Source organism: Pseudomonas fluorescens (genome assembly GCF_001307275.1).
Lineage (GTDB): Bacteria > Pseudomonadota > Gammaproteobacteria > Pseudomonadales > Pseudomonadaceae > Aquipseudomonas > Aquipseudomonas fluorescens_AA.
This window is the reverse complement of record NZ_CP012831.1, coordinates 3489211-3509500: the sequence shown is the minus strand read 5'-3', so window position 1 is coordinate 3509500 and position 20290 is coordinate 3489211. Positions and strand designations below refer to the sequence as shown.

The window sequence follows — 20290 nt, the reverse complement described above, 5'->3', positions numbered from 1 at the left end:
CACCATGACGGTAATCGCCCTGATCAACCCCGAGCATGACCCACACTTGATCGCCGACTGCTTGATCAGCGCGGACGGTCCAGACAAGCGCCAGTCGATGTCCGTGTGGGTTCCTTCGCTGGGGCTGATACCCACTGATTGGCATGACGCTGACGGGCCGTTTCATATCGCGCGCATGGGTCGAAAAACCTACATCCTGCCGAACAACAGCGGCATGCTCGCCTTTGCAGGGGATTGCCGGTCGGCCTATGAGTTCTGGGTGGAGCTTGCGAAGTCGATTGACATCAAGCTCGGCTATCAACCCGACGCCATGATCGATGCCAACACGATCGACCAGGTTCTAATGGGCATGGGCCAGACCGCGGGTGCATTCCACATGCTGGGCGTTCTACTGGATGGAAAGGGTGGCAAGTGCGCCTATACCCACCGCCCTGAAGCCACGATGACCACCCAGAACTTTGGAACCTGCTACCTCGCCGGTTCAGGGACAAACCAGCTCAAGCAGCGGATCGAAACGGAAGACGAACGCTTCGCCCCCCTGGATGAATGGCCTTGGACGCATATCTCGCCGACTGAAGAACTGGCGGAATCCTTGTGTTCCAACATGCTGTATTACGAATCCGACATCAACAACGGGCGCAAACCCAACACACCCATTCATGACCGGTTCGGCGGATTTTATGAATGGTATGGCATTAAATCCATCGGGATAAAAACCACGCCTCCCAGGATCGACTTGAACATCCTGGTCAAGGACGATGCCCTGTATCTGACCCGGCTCCATTTCTCCGAAAGCGCCCACCCAGCGGTAGATGACCCTGACTTCAAAGGGTCGCAAATCATCTTGAAGGTCTTGACGTTCTGCCTGAGAACACAAGAATTTGACCCACATCGGCTTTTCGACAACCTGGTGTTCACCTTCGAGCAGGTAGAGGGGGTACTCATCGAGCGGTTCTTCAACCACTACGAGAGAGACGCAAGTTCGCCACTGTCGGACCCGAGGATTTCAGGCATTGTCCCAGCGGACGTCTTGCAAAGGGACTTTAGAGAAGGCTTGCCGGTCAAGCGAGTTCGCCTGATCGTCTCGGTCAATGGCTATGCCGTGGTCAAGGGCGTGACCGAAAGCGACGAATCCCTCGCGCCGGCCAGAATCCAGTATGCCAACGGCCAGGTATCCGTGGCCTTTTCCGAAAAAACAGGCCTTTTGATTGCAGATATCGTCAGGAGGCATCTGCAGCAGTCGTTGTGATACAGGGTGCTAGGCCTTACGCGGTTTGACCCGCGCCGTCGCCTCCGCCACCAGCGGATCGTCCGGCCAGTAATGCTTGGGATAGCGCCCCTTCAAATCCTTCTTCACCTCGGCGTAGGTGCTGCGCCAGAAGTTCGCCAGGTCCTGGGTCACCTGCACCGGTCGGCGGGCCGGTGACAGCAGGTGCAGCTTGACCACCTGGCGTCCGCCGGCGATGCGCGGGGTATCGGCCAGGCCGAAGAGCTCCTGCAAGCGCACCGCCAGGATCGGTGGATGTTCGCTGTAGTCCAGGCGAATCGACGAGCCCGAGGGCACGCTCAAATGGTGCGGCGCCAGCTCATCCAGGCGTTGCGGCAACGGCCAGGGCAACAGGTTGTGGACGATGCTCGACAGGTCCAGGTTGGCGAAATGGCTGAGACGCGAGACTCGGCCCAGATACGGCATCAACCAGTGCTCGAGGGTGTTCAGCAGCGCTGCGTCGCTGACGTCTGGCCATTCACTCTCGCCCTTGGCCTCCAGTTCAAGGCGACGCAACAAGGCCACCCGCGCCTGCCATTGCCGCAGTTCCGGGGTCCAGGGCAGCAATTCCAGGCCCTTGCGCCGCACCAGGTTCACCAGGGCCTGGCTACGGGCTGACTCATCCAGGCCGGTCAACGGTTCGCGGCTGAGCACCAGTTCGCCGACCTTGCGCTGGCGCTCGGCCCGCAGCACGCCTTCGCGTTCATCCCAATCCAGTTGGTCCACCACGCGGACCTGTTCGGCCAGCACCGAATCGAACAGCGCCGGGTCGAAATCCGTCGCCAGGTAAATTCGTTCTTCCCGCTGGCCCTGGCGGCTACCCAGGTCGGCGATCACCAGCCACGCCTGTTTCATCAGGCTGTCAGCCTCGGCAAACAACGCCGCCCGGCCGTTGGCCAGGCGATACTCCGCGCCACCGGGCCGGCGCTGTTGGGCGACGCGGTCGGGATAGGCCAACGCCAGCAACGCGCCGAGCCAGCGCGGATGATCGGGATCGGCTACGGCCTCTTCGGCCTTGCCCCGCAGGTAACCGCGATATTGCCGGGCCAATTGCCGTGCCCGCTGCACCCCGCCCTGGGCGCCGCGCGCCGCTCGTTCTTCGCCGGACAGCAAGGCCAGGCGACTGTGCAGGTCGGCACCGGCACCGCGCAGAATGTCGCGCTCGCCCAACAGCGCGGCGACATTGCAAGCCATGTCCGCCAGCCCCAGCGCCTGGCCGCGCAACAGCAGATGCGCGATACGCGGGTGAGCCGGCAGTTCGGCCATGGCCTGGCCGTGGCGGGTCAGTTGCTCGCCCTCCAGCGCGCCCAGGCGCTGCAGCAGGTCCTGGGCCTGGGCATACGCAGCGGCGGGCGGGACGTCGAGCCAGACCAATTGCTGCGGCGTCACGCCCCAGCGCCCCAGTTGCAGGGCCAACCCGGCCAGGTCCGCCGACAGAATCTCCGCGCTACCGTAAGCGGCCAATTGTTCATGCTGGTCTTCGGACCACAACCGGTAGCACACCCCCGGCTCCAGGCGCCCGGCGCGACCGGCCCGCTGGGTGGCGCTGGCCCGGGAAATGCGCTGGGTGTCGAGTCGGGTCATGCCGCTGCCCGGGTCGAAACGCGGCACCCGGGCCAGTCCGGCGTCGATCACCACCCGCACGCCATTGATGGTCAGGCTGGTTTCGGCAATGTTGGTGGCCAGCACCACCTTGCGCTGGCCGGCGGGTGCCGGGTCGATGGCGGCGCGTTGAGCGGCGAGGTCCAGTTCGCCGTGCAACGGGCAGAGCAAGACGTTGCCGCCCTCGCCCAAGGCCTCGGCCAGTTGCTGATGGACCCGACGGATCTCCGCCTGCCCGGGCAAGAACACCAGGACGCTGCCGGCTTCATCGTGCAGGGCTTCGAGCACGGTCTGCACCAGCCGTGGTTCGATGAACTCGCCAGGCTGGAATGGCCGGCCCCAGCGCACCGTCACCGGGAACATGCGGCCTTCGCTGCGCAGGATCGGCGCGTCGTCCAACAACCCGGCCAGGCGCTCGCCTTCGAGGGTGGCGGACATCAGCAGGATTTTCAGCGGTTGGTCTTCGCGAAACAACTCCCGACCGTTGAGGCTCAAGGCCAGGGCCAGGTCGGCATCGAGGCTGCGTTCGTGGAATTCATCGAAAATCAGCAGCCCCACCCCTTCCAGCGCCGGGTCGTCCTGCAAACGGCGGGTGAGGATGCCTTCGGTGACCACTTCAATGCGGGTCCTGGGCCCGACCTTGCTGTCGAGACGAATCCGGTAACCGACGGTTTCACCGACCTTTTCCCCCAGTTCGCTGGCCAGTCGCTCAGCCGCCGCCCGTGCCGCCAGGCGCCGGGGTTCGAGCATCAGGATGGTCTGTCCGGCCAGCCAGGGCTCGTTCAGCAAGGCCAGGGGAACACGGGTGGTTTTACCGGCACCGGGCGGTGCTTCGAGCACGGCTTCGTGGCGTGATGCCAAGGCTTGACGCAGGGCGGGTAAAACTTCATCAATCGGCAAAGAAATCATGCTGGCTCCAAAACAGAGGGCCGAGTATAACGGCGAACTGTTTAGCGTGGTCTGGACTCCAACCAGCAACGCCTCTACTACCTGTTCAGGAGATTGCTATGCGTATTCCCTTTCGCGTGATCGGTGGCGTGCTGGTCGCCTCCCTGCTGACTCAAATCAGCGCCTGTGGCTCGATCTTCTACCCGGACCGCCGCGGCCAGATCGACGGCAAGATCGACCCGGCCATCGCCGCCCTCGATGCCGTCGGCCTGCTGTTCTACATCATCCCCGGCCTGATCGCGTTCGCCGTGGACTTTGCCACCGGCGCCATCTATTTCGAACCGGGCCGCAGCGTCCAGATCGAGCCAGAGAAACTCAAGCCGGCCATCAACCCCGACGGCACAGTCAATAACCAAAAACTGCAGGCGATCCTGGAACGCGAACTGGGCCGCAGCTTCCCACTGGACGATCCTCGACTGATCCAGCACAAAGGCAGCGCGCAACAACTGGCCACCCTCGGTCTGAAACCGGCCGCATGACCGGCGCCACTGAAGGAACGACCGCGCCATGACCACCAGCACCGAACACGCTCGCCTGCTGCGCCTGGCCACCCGGGCGTCGGTGGCCGTGGCCCTCACACTGGTGATCGCCAAGGCCCTGGCCTGGTGGCTCAGCGGTTCGGTGAGCATGCTCGCCGGCCTGACCGACTCGGCCCTGGACGGCGTCACCTCGCTGCTCAATCTGCTGGCGGTGCACTATGCATTACGCCCCGCCGACGATGACCATCGCTACGGTCATGGCAAGGCCGAATCCCTGGCTGGCATGGCCCAGGCGCTGTTTATCGGCGCCAGTGCGGTGCTGATTGCCTTGCAGGCCTTCGAACGCCTGAAGAACCCGGTGCCGGTGGAGGCGCCCTGGCTCAGCGTCGGTGTGATTGTGTTTTCCCTGGGGCTGACCGTGGCGCTGCTGGCGTTGCAGCATCGGGTCATCCGCGCCACCGGCTCCAACGCCGTGCGCGCCGACTCGCTGCACTATCGCTCCGACCTGCTGCTCAACGGCAGCATCCTGGTCGCGCTGGTACTGGCCGGGTTCGGTTGGTATCGACTCGACGCCTGGTTCGGCCTGGGGATCGCCGCGTACATCCTGTGGAGCGCCATCCAGATCGCCCGGGAAAGCTTCGCGGTGCTGATGGATGAAGAACTGCCGCCCGACGTCAGCCAGCGCATGCTGGAACTGGCCTGCGCCGTGCCCGGCGTGCTGGGCGCCCATGACCTGCGTACGCGGGTCTCCGGCAACCACTGGTTCGTGCAACTGCACCTGGAGTTGCCGGGGGACCTGACCCTGTCAGTGGCCCACGGCATCAGCGATCAGGCCGCCGATGCCATCCACCACGCTTATCCGAAGGCCGAAGTGCTGGTGCATGCCGATCCGTCGGACGTGGTGAAGCGCGCCAGCGCGTGATGCCGAACACAGAACCGGTGGCGAGGGAGCTTGCTCCCGCTCGGTTGCGCAGCGGCCGCAAGATCCTGGGCCTGCTGCGCAGGCCAGCGGGAGCAAGCTCCCTCGCCACAAGGGGATTTGCACTGGATAGTCAGTACGTCACCTGATACCCACGACTGCTCAAGCAACTGCCCTGGGCCTGGCGATAGGTCTGCACCACTTCCGGTGCCGGCGGGTAGGTGTAGTTGCGCGGATCGAACCCGCTCTGCTGCACCGCCCAGCGATAGCAGTCGTAGCCATCCTGATTGACCTGCTCGGGCGACTGGCCGTTGGCCGGATAGGCCACCACATCGAAACTGTTGCCTTGGGGTTGCGGCTGCGGGTTGGCGACCGGCGCATCGACCACGACATAATCCTGGGTGTTGGCTTCGTAGATGTAATAGGCGCCGGCAGCGAGGAAGAACAGCGAACTGCCGATCCATACTTCCCGGGCGTAATCGGGCAGGTAACGAGTGCGGATGCCCCGCGGTGGCGCGACCACGACGTAACGCGGTCCTTGCGGGCGATACCAGTAGCCGCCGGAATAGAAATAGTCCTGGCCGCGATAGGGCACACGGTAGTTGCGATCCGGGAAACGGTCGATCACATAACCCGGACGGTATTGCGGCCCCGGGCCCCACCCGTTGCCATGCCCATCCGGCCGACCGGGCCAATGCTGACCGGGACGACCGTCATGGTCTGGTCGCGGACCTGCGTTCGGATAGCCATCGTTGCGCCGAGGGATATCGCGGTAATACCCCGGTTGCGGTTCGCGGGTCTGGGTCACGCTGTCGGGCCGGCCCTGGATGGGCAAGTTGTTGCCAGGCTGCGGCGGACGACCGTGAGCGTTAGGGTCCTGCGGTGGGCGATCGTAGTGTTGTCCACCCGGGTTCTGCGGCTTGACCTCGAACTGACGACTGTTGTCACCCCGAATGATTTCGTTGCTCTGCGGCCGCGGCTGGCCCGAGTAACCCTGGCCGTTGCCGCCGCGCCCGTCCTGCCCGCGACCGCCGTCCGGGCCGCCACGGTTTTGCTGATCGTCGGCCATTCCCTGCGCACTGACACTTGCCCACAACAGACCAACACCTGCCAAACGCCAGATGCGCGACTTCATGAAATTCCTCACAACGGTTCAGGGCCTGATGATAAGACTGGAAAAGCCCAGGCCGGTTCTGCGACAGATTATCAGCCACGGGGTTTATTTCGCAGGCATTAAAAAAGGGAGGCCCGTCGGCCTCCCCTTGAGAATTTCGTCCGTGCTCGACGCTTATGACGTCGGCTCACCTCACGCCGTCTTCTGGACGGTGTGCAGCTCGGGGGTCTGCCAGTACCGGTGGGTACTGCGACCGCAGCCGGCCGGATTGGGCGGGCTGCACTGGACTGTTTGTCCGAGCAGTGATCTTGGTGGTAAGCATAAGCCTGGGGTGCCGACAGATGATTGCGAAGATTGCGGAAATAAACATCACTTGCGCAATTTTTAACCCCGGATAGATAATCCTACGCAATTATCAAGATAAAGGCCCGACCGATGAGCAAACTCGACCGTTATGACCTGAGCATTCTGGCGGAATTGCAGCGCGATGCGCGCATCTCCAACCAGGAACTGGCCGAACGCATCGGCCTGTCGCCCTCCCCTTGCTCGCGACGGGTCAAGCAGTTGGAGGATGACGGCTACATCACCCGCCAGGTCGCCCTGCTCGACCGCAAGCTACTGGGCCTGAGCCTGACGGCTTATGTGCTGATCGGCATGGACCGCCACACACCCGAGCGCTTCGAGAACTTCGAAGCCGCCATCCGCAACCTGCCGCAGGTGCTGGAGTGCAGCCTGGTCACCGGCATGGACGCGGATTACCAGCTCAAGGTGGTGGTGCCGGACATGGACCATTACCAGAAACTGCTGTTGGGGCACCTGACCCGGATCGACGGGGTGACCAGCGTGCGTTCGAGCTTTGTGCTGAACCAGGTGCTCAACAGCACCGAGTTGCCGTTAACTCACCTGCGCAGCTGAATATCGCCATGAACCCTGTGGGAGCCGAGCTTGCTCGCGATGGCGGTGGATCAGCCAAGTCATTGTCAGCCGTAATGCCGCCATCGCGAGCAAGCTCGGCTCCCACAGGTTCCGGGGCAGTCACGCCACCGGTAAGGCGATGAATAGCTGCGACACACCGCCGCAGGCCAATCCCTCGTCGTTCCCCCATGCCGTATACTCGCCCCGCCCTTACAACCCCGCCCACGCCGGAGTGTCCTGATGGATCCTGCTGTTTTCGAAGAGTGGATGATGACCGGCCTGGTCAGCATCCTGATCATTTTCATGGGCTTCATCGTCTGGGACCTGGCGAAGAAGTCCAAGGCCGGACGCTTCGGCTCGTTCATCCTGTTTTTCGTGTTGGGCCTCGGCGTGGCCGCGTTCATCATCAAGAGCGTAGTGATCGGCCTGATCGAATCAGGCGCGTTATAAGCGCGCCGGCACTTCTTTCCACTGGCCCTGATCGAGCCCTTCGATCGTCCAGTCGCCGATCCTGACCCTCACCAGGCGCAGTGTCGGCAAGCCTACCGCGGCGGTCATGCGCCGTACCTGGCGGTTGCGCCCTTCGCGGATCACCAGCTCCAGCCAGCTCGTGGGCACGCTTTTACGAAAACGCACCGGCGGGTTGCGCGGCCATAACTGCGGCTCGTCCAACTGGCGCGCCTCGGCTGGCAAGGTCATGCCGTCGTTCAATTCCACCCCATCGCGCAAACGCTGCAACTGTTCGGCATTCGGTTCGCCTTCCACCTGCACCCAATAGGTCTTGGCCAGCTTGTGCTTGGGGTCGGCAATACGCGCCTGCAATTGCCCATCGTTGGTCAGCAACAGCAAACCTTCGCTGTCGCGATCCAGCCGCCCGGCCGGGTAGATGCCCGGTACGTCGATAAAATCCTTGAGCGTCGCCCGCCCCTCACCGTCGCTGAATTGCGTCAGCACGTCGAAGGGTTTGTTGAACAGGATCAGCTTTGGCTCGGCCGGCGGAGCCTTGGCCACACGGCGCGGCGCAGCGGCGGGAAGCTTCGCGCCAGGGCGACGGGAGGCAGGGCGTGGAGGACGGGGCATGGCGAATACAACATCTAACGGTCGGGGCCGACCATGCTAGTGGCCCGACCGTTAAATGACCACCATCCGATCAGCGGAACGGCGGCTCGTCGAAGCTGCGCAGTTTGCGCGAATGCAACGAGTTGAGTTCGGTGCGCAACAGGTCCAGCGCCTCGATGCCGATCTTCAGGTGCTGGTTGACCGCTCGCTCATAGAACGCGTTGGCCGAGCCCGGCAGCTTGATCTCGCTGTGCAGCGGTTTGTCCGAGACACACAGCAACGTGCCATAGGGCACCCGCAGACGATAACCCTGGGCGGCGATGGTGCCGCTTTCCATGTCCACCGCCACCGCGCGAGACAGGTTGATCAGCGGACGTTCCTGGGCCCAGCGCAGTTCCCAGTTGCGATCGTCGTAAGTCAGCACGGTGCCGGTGCGCAGGCGCTTTTTCAGCTCGTCGCCCTTCTCGCCGGTGATGTTCGCCGCCGCCTGCTGAAGCGCCATCTGCACTTCGGCCAGGGCTGGAATCGGAATGTTCGGCGGCACTACCCGGTCGAGAATGCCATCGCGACGCATATAGGCGTGGGCCAACACGTAGTCACCGATGGTCTGGGACTGCCGCAGCCCGCCGCAGTGGCCGATCATCAGCCAGCAATGCGGGCGCAGCACAGCCAGGTGGTCGGTGATGTTCTTGGCGTTGGACGGGCCGACGCCGATGTTCACCAGCGTCACGCCATGGCCGTCGTTGGTCTGCAGGTGATAAGCCGGCATCTGGTAACGGTGCCAGACCACACCGGCAGCGATGGCCGACGCTTCGCCATGGTCCATGTTCTTGTCGATGATCACGTTGCCCGGCAGGACCATGCGCACAAAGCGCGGGTCGCTGCGCAACTGCTCCAGGCCATGGACGATGAACTGGTCGACATAGCGGTGATAGTTGGTCAGCAGGATCCACGGCTGCACATGACGCCAGTCGCTGCCGGTGTAATGCACCAGCCGGCGCAGGGAAAAGTCCACCCGCGCGGCATCGAACAGCGCCAGGGGCAGCGGGTCGGTGTTTTCCCAGTCGTAGAGGCCGTCGGCGATGCCATCGGTGGCGGCCGACAGGTCGGTGCTGGGGAATACCCGCGCCAGTACGGCGGCGGTCACACCGGAGCCGGCCAGTTCGTCACCCTGCTCCACCACGTACGGATAGGGGATGTTCTGCTCGCTGACGCCCACTTCCACGGTGACGGTAAAGTCGTGCATCAGCGGGACCAGCTGTTCCAGCAGGTATTTACGGAACGCGGCGGGATGGGTGACGGTGACGCTGTAGGTGCCGGGCAACTGGACCTTGGCATAGGCCCGCGTGGTTTGCGGGACTTCGCCGTGGCAGTGATAGGTCAGGCGCAAGGCGGGATAGCGAAACAATGCACGCTGCTCGGCATCCGGCTCGATGCGGTCCTTGAGATAACGCATCAGCGCCTGGTTCAGCGCGGTGGTCGCACGCTCGTGCAGGGCCGCTAGACGATCCACGGCTTGTTCGGCGGTTTGAACGACAATAAACGCTTCGGTCACGATCAGCTTCCTGTGTTCTGACTTGCAGGCCTTCATCTTGCCTGCATCGCCGCCCGACGGGAACAGTGGCGTATTGGCGCGCTCGATCATTCGCCGACAATCCCTGTGGGAGCGAGCTTGCTCGCGATAGCGGTGAATCAGTCACCATAGAGGTTGGATGTACCGACGCCATCGCGAGCAAGCTCGCTCCCACAAGGTTCGATGGCGTAATCAGAGGTTGTGTACAACTCAGGTCCACTGTGGGAGCGAGCTTGCTCGCGATAGCGGTGTGTCAGTCACCATAGAGGCTGGATGGGCCGACGCCATCGCGAGCAGGCTCGCTCCCACAGGGGTATGTGGTGTTTCTAAAAGGCGTGCGGGGTCGAGCGGGTAACGATGGCTTCGACATTCAAGCCCCGAGGCAGGGCACCGTACACCCGGCCGGTCGAACCCAGGCGACTGGCGATAAAAGCATCGCTGACCTCACTGTTCCCCGCCTCCAGCAACAGCTTGGCCTGCAGGCCGACGGCGATGTCTTCGGTCAATTGCCGGGCGCGGTACTGGATGTCGTCGGTGTCCTTGAAGGCTGCCTGCAATTGGTGGATATGCCCGGCCAGGCGCTTGTCGCCATGGCCGTCGCCCAATTCGCTGAACAAGACCTCCAGCACACCCGGCTCCTTGGACAGGGCGCGCAACACATCGAGGCATTGCACGTTGCCGGAGCCTTCCCACGTCGAGTTGACCGGTGCTTCGCGGTACAGGCGCGGCAGGATGCTGTCTTCGACGTAGCCGGCGCCGCCCATGCATTCGGCGGCTTCGTTGATCATCGCGGGGGCGCGCTTGCAGATCCAGTACTTGCCCACCGCCGTCACCAGCCGGGCGAACTTGGCCTCATGCTCGTCATTCAAATGGTCCAGCGCCCGGCCCATGCGCAGGCTCAAGGCCAGGGCGGCCTCGCTTTCCAACGCCAGGTCTGCCAGGACGTTCTGCATCAGCGGCTGTTCGCTCAACAGCTTGCCACCGACCTTGCGGTGCGCACAGTGATGGCTGGCCTGGGTCAACGCCTGGCGCATCAGGGCGCTGGAGCCGACCATGCAATCGAAGCGGGTCATGGCCACCATCTCGATGATCGTCGGCACGCCGCGGCCTTCTTCACCGACCATCCAGGCCAGTGCGCCACGGAACTCGACTTCGCTGGAGGCGTTGGAACAGTTACCCAGCTTGTTCTTCAAGCGCTGGATGTAGAACTGGTTGCGCGTGTCGTCGGGCCGATGGCGCGGCAGCAGGAAACAGGTCAGGCCCTTGTCGGTCTGGGCCAGGGTGAGGAAAGCGTCGCACATCGGCGCCGAACAGAACCATTTGTGCCCCACCAGCTCATAGGCCTGGCCCGGACCGCTGGCACCCACCGGATAGGCCTTGGTGGTGTTGGTCCGCACATCGGTGCCGCCCTGTTTTTCGGTCATCGCCATGCCCAGGGTCACCCCGGCCTTGTGGGCCATGCCGACGTTGCGCGGGTCGTACTCGGTGGCGAGCACCTTCGGCAGCCAGCGCTCGGCCAGATCCGGTTGCAGGCGCAGCGCCGGCACGCTGGCGAAGGTCATGGTCAACGGGCACCCCGTACCGGCTTCGGCCTGGCTGTGCAGATAGGTCATCGACGCCCGGGCGACATGTGCGCCGGGCTGTGGATGGGCCCAAGGCAAACTCGGCAGGCCATGCTCGACGGCGGTGCGCATCAACTGGTGATAAGCGGGATGGAACTCCACCAGGTCGATGCGATGGCCGTAGCGGTCATGACTGGAAAAAACCGGTTTGTTCTGGTTGGCCAGGAAGCCCGCTTCCATCAACGGCCCGCCGGCCAGCGCCCCATACGCATCGATCCGCGCCTGCGCCCAGCCAGCCCCGAAGCGCTGCGACCACTGCTGCAACGGCAGGTCGATGCGGTACAGATTGGCGCCATCCAGAGACGGCGGCTGATTGGTGACGTCGTGGGTTTCAGCGAACTGGTGCAGGTTCATGACAGGGCTCCTCGATCGGCCAGGGATTCAGTTAAGCACCGCCTCCAGGCCGAACAAAGTGTCATATATGCCTAAATATCGGCGCTTTCACCCTGCCTCGGGCAAAGCACCCGGCGCTGGAGCGTGGCCTGCAATGCCTCGAATTTCACCGGTTTGCTCAGGTAGTCGATCAACGCGCCCGAGGGACAGCGCTCCTGCCCCAGGTTCGGGCTGACCACCAGTACCGGCAGCTCTTCGCAGCCAGACAACGCGCGGATCTGGCAGCAGACCGACACACCGTCCAGCGGCGGCGACTGGCAATCGAGCAGCACCGCGTCAAAGCGCTCGCCGTGCAGTAGATCCAGCGCGGCGCGGCCACTGTCGGCGGTGCGCACCCGATAACCCAACTTGAGCAACATGCCACGCATGACCAACTGATCGATGTTGTTGTCGTCCGCCAGCAGCACCGTGCAATCCTGGGGCTGGCGCGAGCCCTGGCGGCCACCGAAGGAAAACGGTGTCGGGACCGCCGCCGGCAAGGCCACGTCAAACTCCACGTCCAACTGGAACCGGCTGCCGCGACCGGGCTCGGAAGTGTGGGTCAGGCGCCCGCCCAGCAACTCCACCAGTTGCCGACAGATGGCCAGGCCCACGCCGAGACCGCCATATTCGCGGGTCATCGAGCCGTCGAGCTGGAAGAAGCGCTGGTACAAGGTCGCTTCCCCCAGGTCGGTAAAGCCGATCCCGGTGTCGATGACGGCAAAGGACAACACCAGCCGATCGAGCTCCGTCGGCCGACCGCTGACACGCAGCGCCAGGCCGCCCAACCGGGTGAACTTGATCGCGTTGTCCAGCAAGCATTCCAGGCATTGGGCCAGTTTACCGCTGTCGCCGATCAACCGGTCCGCCAGGCCCGGGGACACGTCGACCTTGAAATCCAGGCCCTTGGCCGCGGCATTGGCGCCGAACTGCACCTGCAGCGCATCGATCACCCCACGCAGGCTGAACGGCGCCGGATAGGCCTTGAGCTTGCCGGCCTGCAACTCGGTGAGGGTGAGGATGCCATTGACCATGCGCATCATGTCCCGCGCCGAGCCGGCGGCAGTCTGTTGATACTGGGTCAGCTCCTCGTCCATCTCGACGGTTTCCATCAACTCCAGGGAACCGATCACGCCATTCATCGGCGTGCGCAGTTCGTGGGTCAAGGTGGCGAGGAATTCGTCCTTGAGCTTGTTGCCGTGGGCCAGTTGCTGGTTGAGCACTTCGAGTTTCTGCCCGGCGTCCAACAGGGTCTGGGCCTGCTGTTCGCGCATGGCATTGATGCGGTCGGCCAAGGCCAGGGACAACAGCGCCACTTCGATGGCCGAGCCGATCTGGCTGGCGTACATGGTCAGGAAGACGTTCGGCAGGTAGCCCAGCACCATCAAGGTATTGATGATGCCCCCCAGCAGAAACGCCGACCAGGCAATGATGAAATAGCGCGCCACCCGCAGGCCACGCCACCAGGCGAACAGCCCCGCGGCAAAGATCGCCACCGTGAACACCAGCGCCAACGCCGTCGCCAGGCGCAGGGCCAGGGCATAGCTGGTCATCAGCGACAGGCTGATGACCACGGCGCTGTAGCCGATCAGTGCCAGCAGCATGCGGTCCATCCAGCGGCCATGCTGGGCGGTTTGCAGGAAGCTGCGGGCGAACTGGCTGCCAAACAGGCCCGCGCAGCCGATGAAGAACGGCGTCGCGGCGTTGGCCCACCAGGGGTTGTCCGGCCAGAAGTACTCCACGGCGGCACCGTTGACCGACAACTGGTACAGGCCGAACGAGGCAATGTAGAAAATGTAATAGAGGTAGCTGGTATCGCGCACGCTCAGGTAGATGAACAGGTTGTACACCAGCATCCCCAGCAGCACGCCATAGATGATGCCCAGCACATACAGGCGCACCGGCTGTTGCTCGAGGTACGCGGTGCTCGACCACAGCGTCAACGGCGCCTGGATCGAACCCTGGCTTTGCAGGCGCAAATAGACGGTCTGTTGCTGTTCGGGTTTGAACGCCAGGCTGAACAGGTAATTGTTCTGGCGGATCTCGCGGCTGGCGAACGGCAACGCATCACCGGTCTGGCGAACCAGGCGATAGGCCCCCGCCGCGTCGGGCAGATACAAGTCGAGGTGGTCCAGCGGCGGGTATGCCAGCTCCAGCAGCCAGGTGCGCTGGGCGTCCGGATTGTCGGGGCGATAGTGCAGGTCGATTTTCAACCAGAAGGCTGATCGCGAGTAACCGGCGTTCAACGTGGCTTTGTCGTGGGGCTTGAACGCACCCGCTGCGGACTGGGCCAGGACCTCATCCAGGGTGGCCGTGCCGCCCGCGTCCTCGAACACTTGCAAGGCATGGCCCAAGGGTAGGCTTTGGGTGAATTCATCGAATTCCAGGGCACTTGCCAGAGGGGACAAGCACAGCAGTAACATCAGCAAATAGCGCATTTAAGCCCCAGCGTGGCCTGTCCGGTTGAGTCAGGAAGCCCCCCATTCCCTGAGTAGACGTAAAACCGGCATTACCTGTTATGTGTTGGATCCATCTCTAGCATAGCCGCTGATGGCCAATTTGCACCATTGAAATTTTTCCTACTGAAGGCTCTAGAACGGGCGTTTCAGAGCAAAGCATTGAGATAGAGCTGTTGCTTTGGTCAGACAGGAATCTTGAACGATGACTCACCGTGGCGAGGGAGCTTGCTCCCGCTCGGGCGCGAAGCGGCCGCCTGTTATCGGGAGGCGCTTCGCACCTCAGCGGGAGCAAGCTCCCTCGCCACGATGAGCCGGGCCTTGCCATCACAGGCAGCGTACAAATCCTCTGACTCCCGCCACCGATAAAACAGGTTTGGTGGTAAGCTCGCGCACCATGAATATCTACAGCTCTCGCCCCGTTGTCCTCTGTCTCTCCGGCCACGATCCCAGTGGGGGCGCCGGTTTGCAGGCAGATATCGAAGCCCTGCTCGCCCAGGGCTGTCATGCCGCCCCGGCCGTTACCGCATTGACCGTGCAAGACACCGTCAACGTCAGCGATTTCCGCGTGCTCGATCGCGAGTGGGTGCTGGCGCAAGCCAATGCCGTGCTCAACGATTCGCCGGTCGCGGCGGTCAAGCTGGGGATGCTCGGCTCACTGGAAATGGTCGACACGGTGGTCGAACTGCTCCAGGCCCACCCGCATCTGCCGATGGTCTGCGACCCGGTGCTGCGCGCCGGCGGTGGCGGGCGCCTGGGCAAGGATGAAGTCGGCTACGCCATGCGCGAACGCCTGCTGCCCCTGGCCATCATCGCCACCCCCAACCTGCCTGAAGCACGCATCCTTGCCGAACTGCCCGAGGGCAGCGCCGACGAGTGCGCGGAAAAACTGCTGCCCTTCGTCAAACACCTGTTGATCACCGGCGGTCACGGCGACGAACATGAAGTCCATAATCGCCTGTACAGCCGCGATGGCCGCCGCGAAACCTTTACCTGCCAGCGCTTGCCCGGCAGCTACCACGGTTCCGGCTGCACCCTGGCCAGCGCCCTGGCCGGTCGGCTGGCCCAGGGCGAACAGCTCGCCAGCGCCGTCAAGACAGCACTGGATTACACCTGGCGCACCTTGCGCGATGCCGAACAACTGGGCAAAGGCCAGTTCGTGCCGCGTCGCCTGCCGCTGGATTTCTGCTCGTAGCACCGGAGGCCTGTGGAATGAAATTACGTGGCCTGTACGCCATCACCGATAGCCAATTGCTGGCCGGCAAGTTCCTCGCTTATGTCGAAGCGGCGCTGGAAGGTGGCGTGACCCTGCTGCAATACCGCGACAAAAGCAGTGACGAAGCCCGCCGCCTGCGCGAGGCCGAAGCCCTGCGCAACCTGTGCGAGCGCTACAAGACCCAGTTGATCATCAACGACGACGCCGAACTGGCCGCGCGCCTGGGCGTCGGCGTGCACCTGGGCCAGACCGATGGCCCGCTGGCGCCGGTGCGGGCGCTGCTCGGGCACAAGGCGATCGTCGGCTCCACCTGCCACGCCAGCCTGGCCCTGGCCGAACAGGCCGCCAGCGAAGGCGCCAGTTATGTCGCGTTCGGGCGCTTCTTCAACTCCAACACCAAGCCCGGCGCCCCCAGCGCAAACCTTGAACTGCTCGAACAGGCGCGCATCAAACTGCATATTCCGGTGTGCGCCATCGGCGGCATCACTCTGGAGAACGCCGCCCCGCTGGTGGCCCACGGGGTCGACCTGCTGGCGGTGGTCCACGGCCTGTTCGGCGCCGACAGCAGCGCTGAAGTGACGCGCCGCGCCCGCGCCTTCAACGAGCTGCTGCAGATCAAATAGTCCATTTTTCGTTTTCGAGAGCCCAACCATGTCCCGTTCCGAAACCCTGTTTGCCAATGCCCAGAAACACATCCCCGGCGGCGTTAACTCGCCTGTTCGTGCGTTCAAGAGCGTCGGCGGCACCCCGCTGTTCTTCAAGCACGCCGAAGGCGCATACGTCACCGACGAAGACGACAAGCGCTATGTGGACTACGTCGGTTCCTGGGGCCCGATGATCCTCGGCCACAGCCATCCGGACGTGCTGGATGCGGTGCGCAAGCAATTGGTCCACGGCCTGTCCTACGGGGCCCCGACCGCGATGGAGACCGAGATGGCCGACCTGGTCTGCTCGATCGTGCCATCGATGGAAATGGTGCGCATGGTCAGCTCCGGCACCGAGGCGACCATGAGTGCGATCCGCCTGGCGCGGGGCTACACCGGGCGCGACAGCATCATCAAGTTCGAAGGCTGCTACCACGGCCACTCCGACAGCCTGCTGGTCAAGGCCGGTTCCGGCGCACTGACCCAGGGCGTGCCGAGCTCGGCCGGTGTGCCGGCGGCGTTCGCCAAACACACCCTGACCCTGCCGTTCAACGACCTCGAAGAAGTCGAGAAGATGCTCGGCGAAGTCGGCCAGGAAGTGGCCTGCATCATCGTCGAGCCGGTGGCCGGCAACATGAACTGCGTGCCGCCGGCGCCGGGTTTCCTCGAAGGCCTGCGCAGCCTGTGCGACCAGCATGGCGTGGTGTTGATTTTCGATGAAGTGATGACCGGCTTCCGCGTGGCCCTCGGTGGCGCCCAGGCCCATTACGGCGTCACGCCGGACCTGAGCACCTTCGGCAAGATCATCGGCGGCGGCATGCCGGTCGGCTGTTTCGGCGGCAAGCGCGCCATCATGGAATGCATCGCACCGCTGGGCCCGGTCTACCAGGCCGGGACGCTGTCGGGCAACCCGTTGGCCATGGCCGCCGGCCTGACCACCCTGCGCCTGATCAGCCGCCCGGGCTTCCACGCCGAACTGACCGACTACACCACTCGCCTGCTCGACGGCCTGCAGATCCGCGCCGATGCGGCGGGTATCCCCTTCGTGACCACCCAGGCCGGCGGCATGTTTGGCCTGTATTTCAGTGGCGCCGATGACATCGTCACCTTCGAAGACGTCATGGCCAGCGATGCCGACCGCTTCAAGCGCTTCTTCCACCTGATGCTCGACGGCGGCGTGTACCTGGCCCCGAGTGCGTTCGAAGCCGGCTTCACCTCCATCGCCCATGGCGAGACCGAGCTGAAGATCACCCTCGATGCAGCCGAGCGGGCCTTCGCGGCACTGAAGTAAGCCTGTGGATAACTGACGCTAGCTGAAGCTGGCGTCAGTGATTGCTGACAACCTCCCGCCCTTTTCCTACGTATTTATGCCCGAAGCTGCTATTAGCATTCCCGTGCAGCAGAAAAACGAGTAAAGACTTTGTAAGGATGGCCCCGCTTATTTCATAATGCGCGCTTATTGGATCCCCCGGAGGGTCCGCGCGCCCCTCAGAGGTAAGTCGATTCCCATGAACCGCACCGGCCGCACCCTTGCCTTGGGCTGCCTGTTGCTCCTTCAGCCGCTGCTGGCGAATGCACAGGCAGGCGGCAACTCGTTGTTGATCCCGGCGCTGGGCCGTTGCACGCTCAATACCCAGCCACAAGATCTCGCACCGGCACTCGACGCCTGTCAAAAAGCGGCGGACGCAGGCGATGCACAAGCGCAATACGAGTTGGGCGAGTTCTACTACGAAGGCAAGGCTGCACCCCGCGACCTCAAGCAAGCCCTCAACTACTTCGAAAAAGCCTCGCTGCAAGGCCATGCCCAGGCGCAATTCAAGCTCGGCGGCATGTTCTTCCATGGCGAAGGCGTTCCAGCCAACAACGTCCAGGCCTACATCGTCTTGAAGATGGCCGCGGTCAACGGCGCCGAAGAAGCCCTGGACACCGCCGACGAAGTCGCCGAGCAGATGCCCCGCGACGAGCTGGAAGTGGCGACCCAGGTGCTGGGCCAGATCTTTCGCAAATACCTGATGGAATTGCAGAACGCCGATGGGCGTACGCCTTTTTCGCCGCTGCCCTGACTATTGCTTCGGCCTTGATGACCTAATCGCGAGCAAGCTCGCTCCCACATGGGTTCTCTGTGCGCACAAGTTTGCGAGCATCGACAATCCAGTGTGGGAGCGAGCTTGCTCGCGATTGGGAGCACCTCGGTCTTGAGTCTTACTTCTCAGGCATCGGCATCGGAAACGGCATCACGTTGCCAACCGCGCCGCGGGCTTCGCTGATTTTCGGCGTGCCCAGGCGTTCGACTTCGTCGATGCGCACGATCGAATGCATCGGCACGAAACTGCGCACCACGCCTTCGAACTGCGCCTTGAGCTTTTCTTCGCTCGGATCGACGACCACTTGCGTGCGCTCGCCAAAGACGAACTCTTCCACTTCCAGGAAGCCCCACAGATCACTTTGATAGATCTGCTTGGCGTACATTTCGAACACCTGGCCCTGGTTAAGGAAAATCACCTTGTAGATTGGAGCTTCACGTTTGGTCATGGCTGGCGAAACACATCGGCGGGTAAAAATGAGGGCGCGAACTATAGCATAGCCACTGCTCGCACAGCGGTAGGAACCGGGGGACTTGTTCCCTATAATGCGCGGTTCTTTGAATCACGTGATGACTCCGTCCATGGCCAAGAAGCTTTACATCGAAACCCACGGTTGCCAGATGAACGAGTACGACAGCTCGCGCATGGTCGATCTGCTGGGTGAACACCAGGCCCTGGAAGTCACCGCCCGCGCCGAAGACGCGGACGTGATCCTGCTCAATACTTGCTCGATCCGCGAGCGCGCCCAGGACCGGGTGTATTCCCAGCTCGGCCGCTGGCGCGAGCTGAAGCTGGCCAACCCGGAAATGGTCATCGCCGTGGGCGGTTGCGTGGCCAGCCAGGAAGGCGCGGCCATTCGTGATCGTGCCCCGTACGTGGACGTGGTCTTCGGCCCGCAGACCTTGCACCGTCTGCCGGAGATGATCGACGCCGCGCGTGCGACCAAGCTGCCGCAAGTGGATGTCTCGTTTCCGGAAATCGAAAAGTTCGACCACCTGCCCGAACCGCGCATCGACGGCCCAAGCGCCTATGTGTCGGTGATGGAAGGCTGCAGCAAGTACTGCACGTTCTGCGTGGTGCCCTATACCCGCGGCGAAGAAGTCAGCCGACCGTTCGACGACGTGATCGCCGAGATCATCCACCTGGCCGAAAACGGCGTGCGCGAAGTGACCCTGCTGGGGCAGAACGTCAACGGCTATCGCGGCCTGACCCATGACGGGCGCCTGGCGGACCTCGCCGAGCTGATCCGCGTGGTGGCGGCGGTGGACGGCATCGACCGCATCCGCTACACCACGTCTCACCCGCTGGAGTTCTCCGACAGCCTGATCCAGGCCCACGCCGAGGTTCCCGAGCTGGTCAAGCACCTGCACTTGCCGGTGCAATCGGGTTCCGACCGGATCCTCGCGGCCATGAAGCGCAACCACACGGCGCTGGAGTACAAATCCAAGCTGCGCAAATTGCGTGCGGCAGTGCCGGGCATCTGCATCAGCTCGGACTTTATCGTCGGTTTCCCCGGTGAAACCGAGAAAGACTTCCAGCAGACCATGAAGCTGATCGAAGACGTGGGCTTCGACTTCTCCTATTCCTTCGTCTACAGCCAGCGCCCTGGAACCCCGGCGGCCGACCTGGCGGACGACACCCCGGAAGAACTGAAAAAAGAACGGCTCAACGCCTTGCAGCATCGCCTCAACCAGCAAGGCTTCGAGATCAGCCGACAAATGGTCGGTTCCGTCCAGCGGATTCTGGTGACCGATTATTCGAAAAAAGACCCCGGCGAGCTGCAAGGACGTACCGAAAACAACCGCATCGTCAATTTCCGCTGCGACACCCCGGCGCTGATCGGCCAGTTCGCCGACGTGCACATCGACGCCGCGCAACCGCACTCCCTGCGGGGTTCACTGATCCAGTAACCCCACACTTCCTGTGGGAGCGAGCTTGCTCGCGATAGCGGCATGGCAGTCAATTCTCATGTTGAATGTGAGGCCCCCATCGCGAGCAAGCTCGCTCCCACAGTGAATCG

General features: G+C 63.1%; 17 protein-coding genes. 10 read left to right on the top strand and 7 right to left on the bottom strand.

Annotated elements, in window-relative coordinates:
- Positions 1 to 4: 4 nt before the first annotated feature.
- Entirely contained in the window at positions 5 to 1249 is a 1245-nt protein-coding gene (locus AO356_RS15510; RefSeq protein ID WP_060740503.1) for a hypothetical protein, read from the top strand.
- A gap of 9 nt (positions 1250 to 1258) precedes the next feature.
- Here AO356_RS15510 and hrpB read toward each other — a convergent pair whose 3' ends face one another.
- Positions 1259 to 3778, bottom strand: a complete 2520-nt coding sequence (gene hrpB, locus AO356_RS15505) for an ATP-dependent helicase HrpB (RefSeq protein WP_060740502.1) — start codon at positions 3776 to 3778, stop codon at positions 1259 to 1261.
- Between the two features lie 98 nt (positions 3779 to 3876).
- On the opposite strand from hrpB, the gene AO356_RS15500 reads away from it, so the two are divergent.
- A complete protein-coding gene (locus AO356_RS15500) occupies positions 3877 to 4296 on the top strand; it encodes a hypothetical protein (RefSeq protein WP_060740501.1) in 420 nt (139 codons plus the stop codon).
- 28 nt (positions 4297 to 4324) lie between these two features.
- A complete protein-coding gene (locus tag AO356_RS15495; RefSeq protein ID WP_060740500.1) occupies positions 4325 to 5218 on the top strand; it encodes a cation diffusion facilitator family transporter in 894 nt (297 codons plus the stop codon).
- A 130-nt stretch (positions 5219 to 5348) separates the two neighbouring features.
- Here the strand turns inward: AO356_RS15495 and AO356_RS15490 are convergent, their stop codons facing one another.
- Positions 5349 to 6350 carry a DUF6515 family protein gene (locus AO356_RS15490; RefSeq protein WP_060740499.1) on the bottom strand — a complete coding sequence of 334 codons (1002 nt, stop codon included), beginning with the start codon at positions 6348 to 6350 and terminating at the stop codon, positions 5349 to 5351.
- 414 nt (positions 6351 to 6764) lie between these two features.
- Here AO356_RS15490 and AO356_RS15485 point away from each other — a divergent pair, with 414 nt between their 5' ends.
- Together AO356_RS15485 and AO356_RS15480 are read left to right on the top strand one after the other, a co-directional pair.
- Positions 6765 to 7244: an Lrp/AsnC family transcriptional regulator gene (locus AO356_RS15485; protein ID WP_003185723.1), complete on the top strand. Its 480-nt coding sequence runs from the start codon at positions 6765 to 6767 to the stop codon at positions 7242 to 7244.
- A gap of 240 nt (positions 7245 to 7484) precedes the next feature.
- Positions 7485 to 7694: a DUF2788 domain-containing protein gene (locus tag AO356_RS15480; RefSeq protein ID WP_003228500.1), complete on the top strand. Its 210-nt coding sequence runs from the start codon at positions 7485 to 7487 to the stop codon at positions 7692 to 7694.
- Here the strand turns inward: AO356_RS15480 and AO356_RS15475 are convergent.
- The 4 genes from AO356_RS15475 to AO356_RS15460 all read right to left on the bottom strand — a co-directional run bounded on the left by AO356_RS15475 (position 7689) and on the right by AO356_RS15460 (position 14308).
- Complete coding sequence (locus tag AO356_RS15475; RefSeq protein WP_162491256.1) at positions 7689 to 8255, bottom strand: pseudouridine synthase; 567 nt, start codon at positions 8253 to 8255, stop codon at positions 7689 to 7691. The two genes, AO356_RS15480 and AO356_RS15475, sit on opposite strands and share 6 nt — an antisense overlap.
- A 139-nt stretch (positions 8256 to 8394) precedes the next feature.
- Positions 8395 to 9894, bottom strand: coding sequence for an AMP nucleosidase (gene amn / locus AO356_RS15470; protein ID WP_162491255.1), 1500 nt, complete (start codon positions 9892 to 9894; stop codon positions 8395 to 8397).
- A 308-nt stretch (positions 9895 to 10202) separates the two neighbouring features.
- The gene (locus tag AO356_RS15465; protein WP_060740497.1) at positions 10203 to 11852 is read right to left on the bottom strand and encodes an acyl-CoA dehydrogenase family protein; all 1650 of its coding nucleotides are present in this window, start codon (positions 11850 to 11852) and stop codon (positions 10203 to 10205) included.
- A 71-nt stretch (positions 11853 to 11923) separates the two neighbouring features.
- Positions 11924 to 14308 carry a hybrid sensor histidine kinase/response regulator gene (locus AO356_RS15460; RefSeq protein ID WP_060740496.1) on the bottom strand — a complete coding sequence of 795 codons (2385 nt, stop codon included), beginning with the start codon at positions 14306 to 14308 and terminating at the stop codon, positions 11924 to 11926.
- A 415-nt stretch (positions 14309 to 14723) separates the two neighbouring features.
- Here AO356_RS15460 and AO356_RS15455 point away from each other — a divergent pair, with 415 nt between their 5' ends.
- The 4 genes from AO356_RS15455 (at position 14724) to AO356_RS15440 (ending at position 18249) form a co-directional block, all read left to right on the top strand.
- Positions 14724 to 15521 (top strand): hydroxymethylpyrimidine/phosphomethylpyrimidine kinase, encoded by a 798-nt coding sequence (locus AO356_RS15455; RefSeq protein ID WP_060740495.1) that lies wholly within the window; start codon positions 14724 to 14726, stop codon positions 15519 to 15521.
- A gap of 17 nt (positions 15522 to 15538) precedes the next feature.
- A complete protein-coding gene (gene thiE / locus AO356_RS15450; protein WP_060740494.1) occupies positions 15539 to 16165 on the top strand; it encodes a thiamine phosphate synthase in 627 nt (208 codons plus the stop codon).
- A gap of 28 nt (positions 16166 to 16193) precedes the next feature.
- Positions 16194 to 17477 carry a glutamate-1-semialdehyde 2,1-aminomutase gene (gene hemL, locus AO356_RS15445; protein ID WP_060740493.1) on the top strand — a complete coding sequence of 428 codons (1284 nt, stop codon included), beginning with the start codon at positions 16194 to 16196 and terminating at the stop codon, positions 17475 to 17477.
- 217 nt (positions 17478 to 17694) lie between these two features.
- Entirely contained in the window at positions 17695 to 18249 is a 555-nt protein-coding gene (locus AO356_RS15440; protein ID WP_053188388.1) for a tetratricopeptide repeat protein, read from the top strand.
- A gap of 139 nt (positions 18250 to 18388) precedes the next feature.
- Here AO356_RS15440 and AO356_RS15435 read toward each other — a convergent pair whose 3' ends face one another.
- Complete coding sequence (locus AO356_RS15435) at positions 18389 to 18718, bottom strand: DUF1820 family protein (protein WP_003185742.1); 330 nt, start codon at positions 18716 to 18718, stop codon at positions 18389 to 18391.
- 133 nt (positions 18719 to 18851) lie between these two features.
- Between AO356_RS15435 and miaB the strand changes: the two genes are divergently transcribed.
- Entirely contained in the window at positions 18852 to 20180 is a 1329-nt protein-coding gene (gene miaB, locus AO356_RS15430; protein WP_060740492.1) for a tRNA (N6-isopentenyl adenosine(37)-C2)-methylthiotransferase MiaB, read from the top strand.
- The last annotated feature ends 110 nt before the right edge of the window (positions 20181 to 20290 follow it).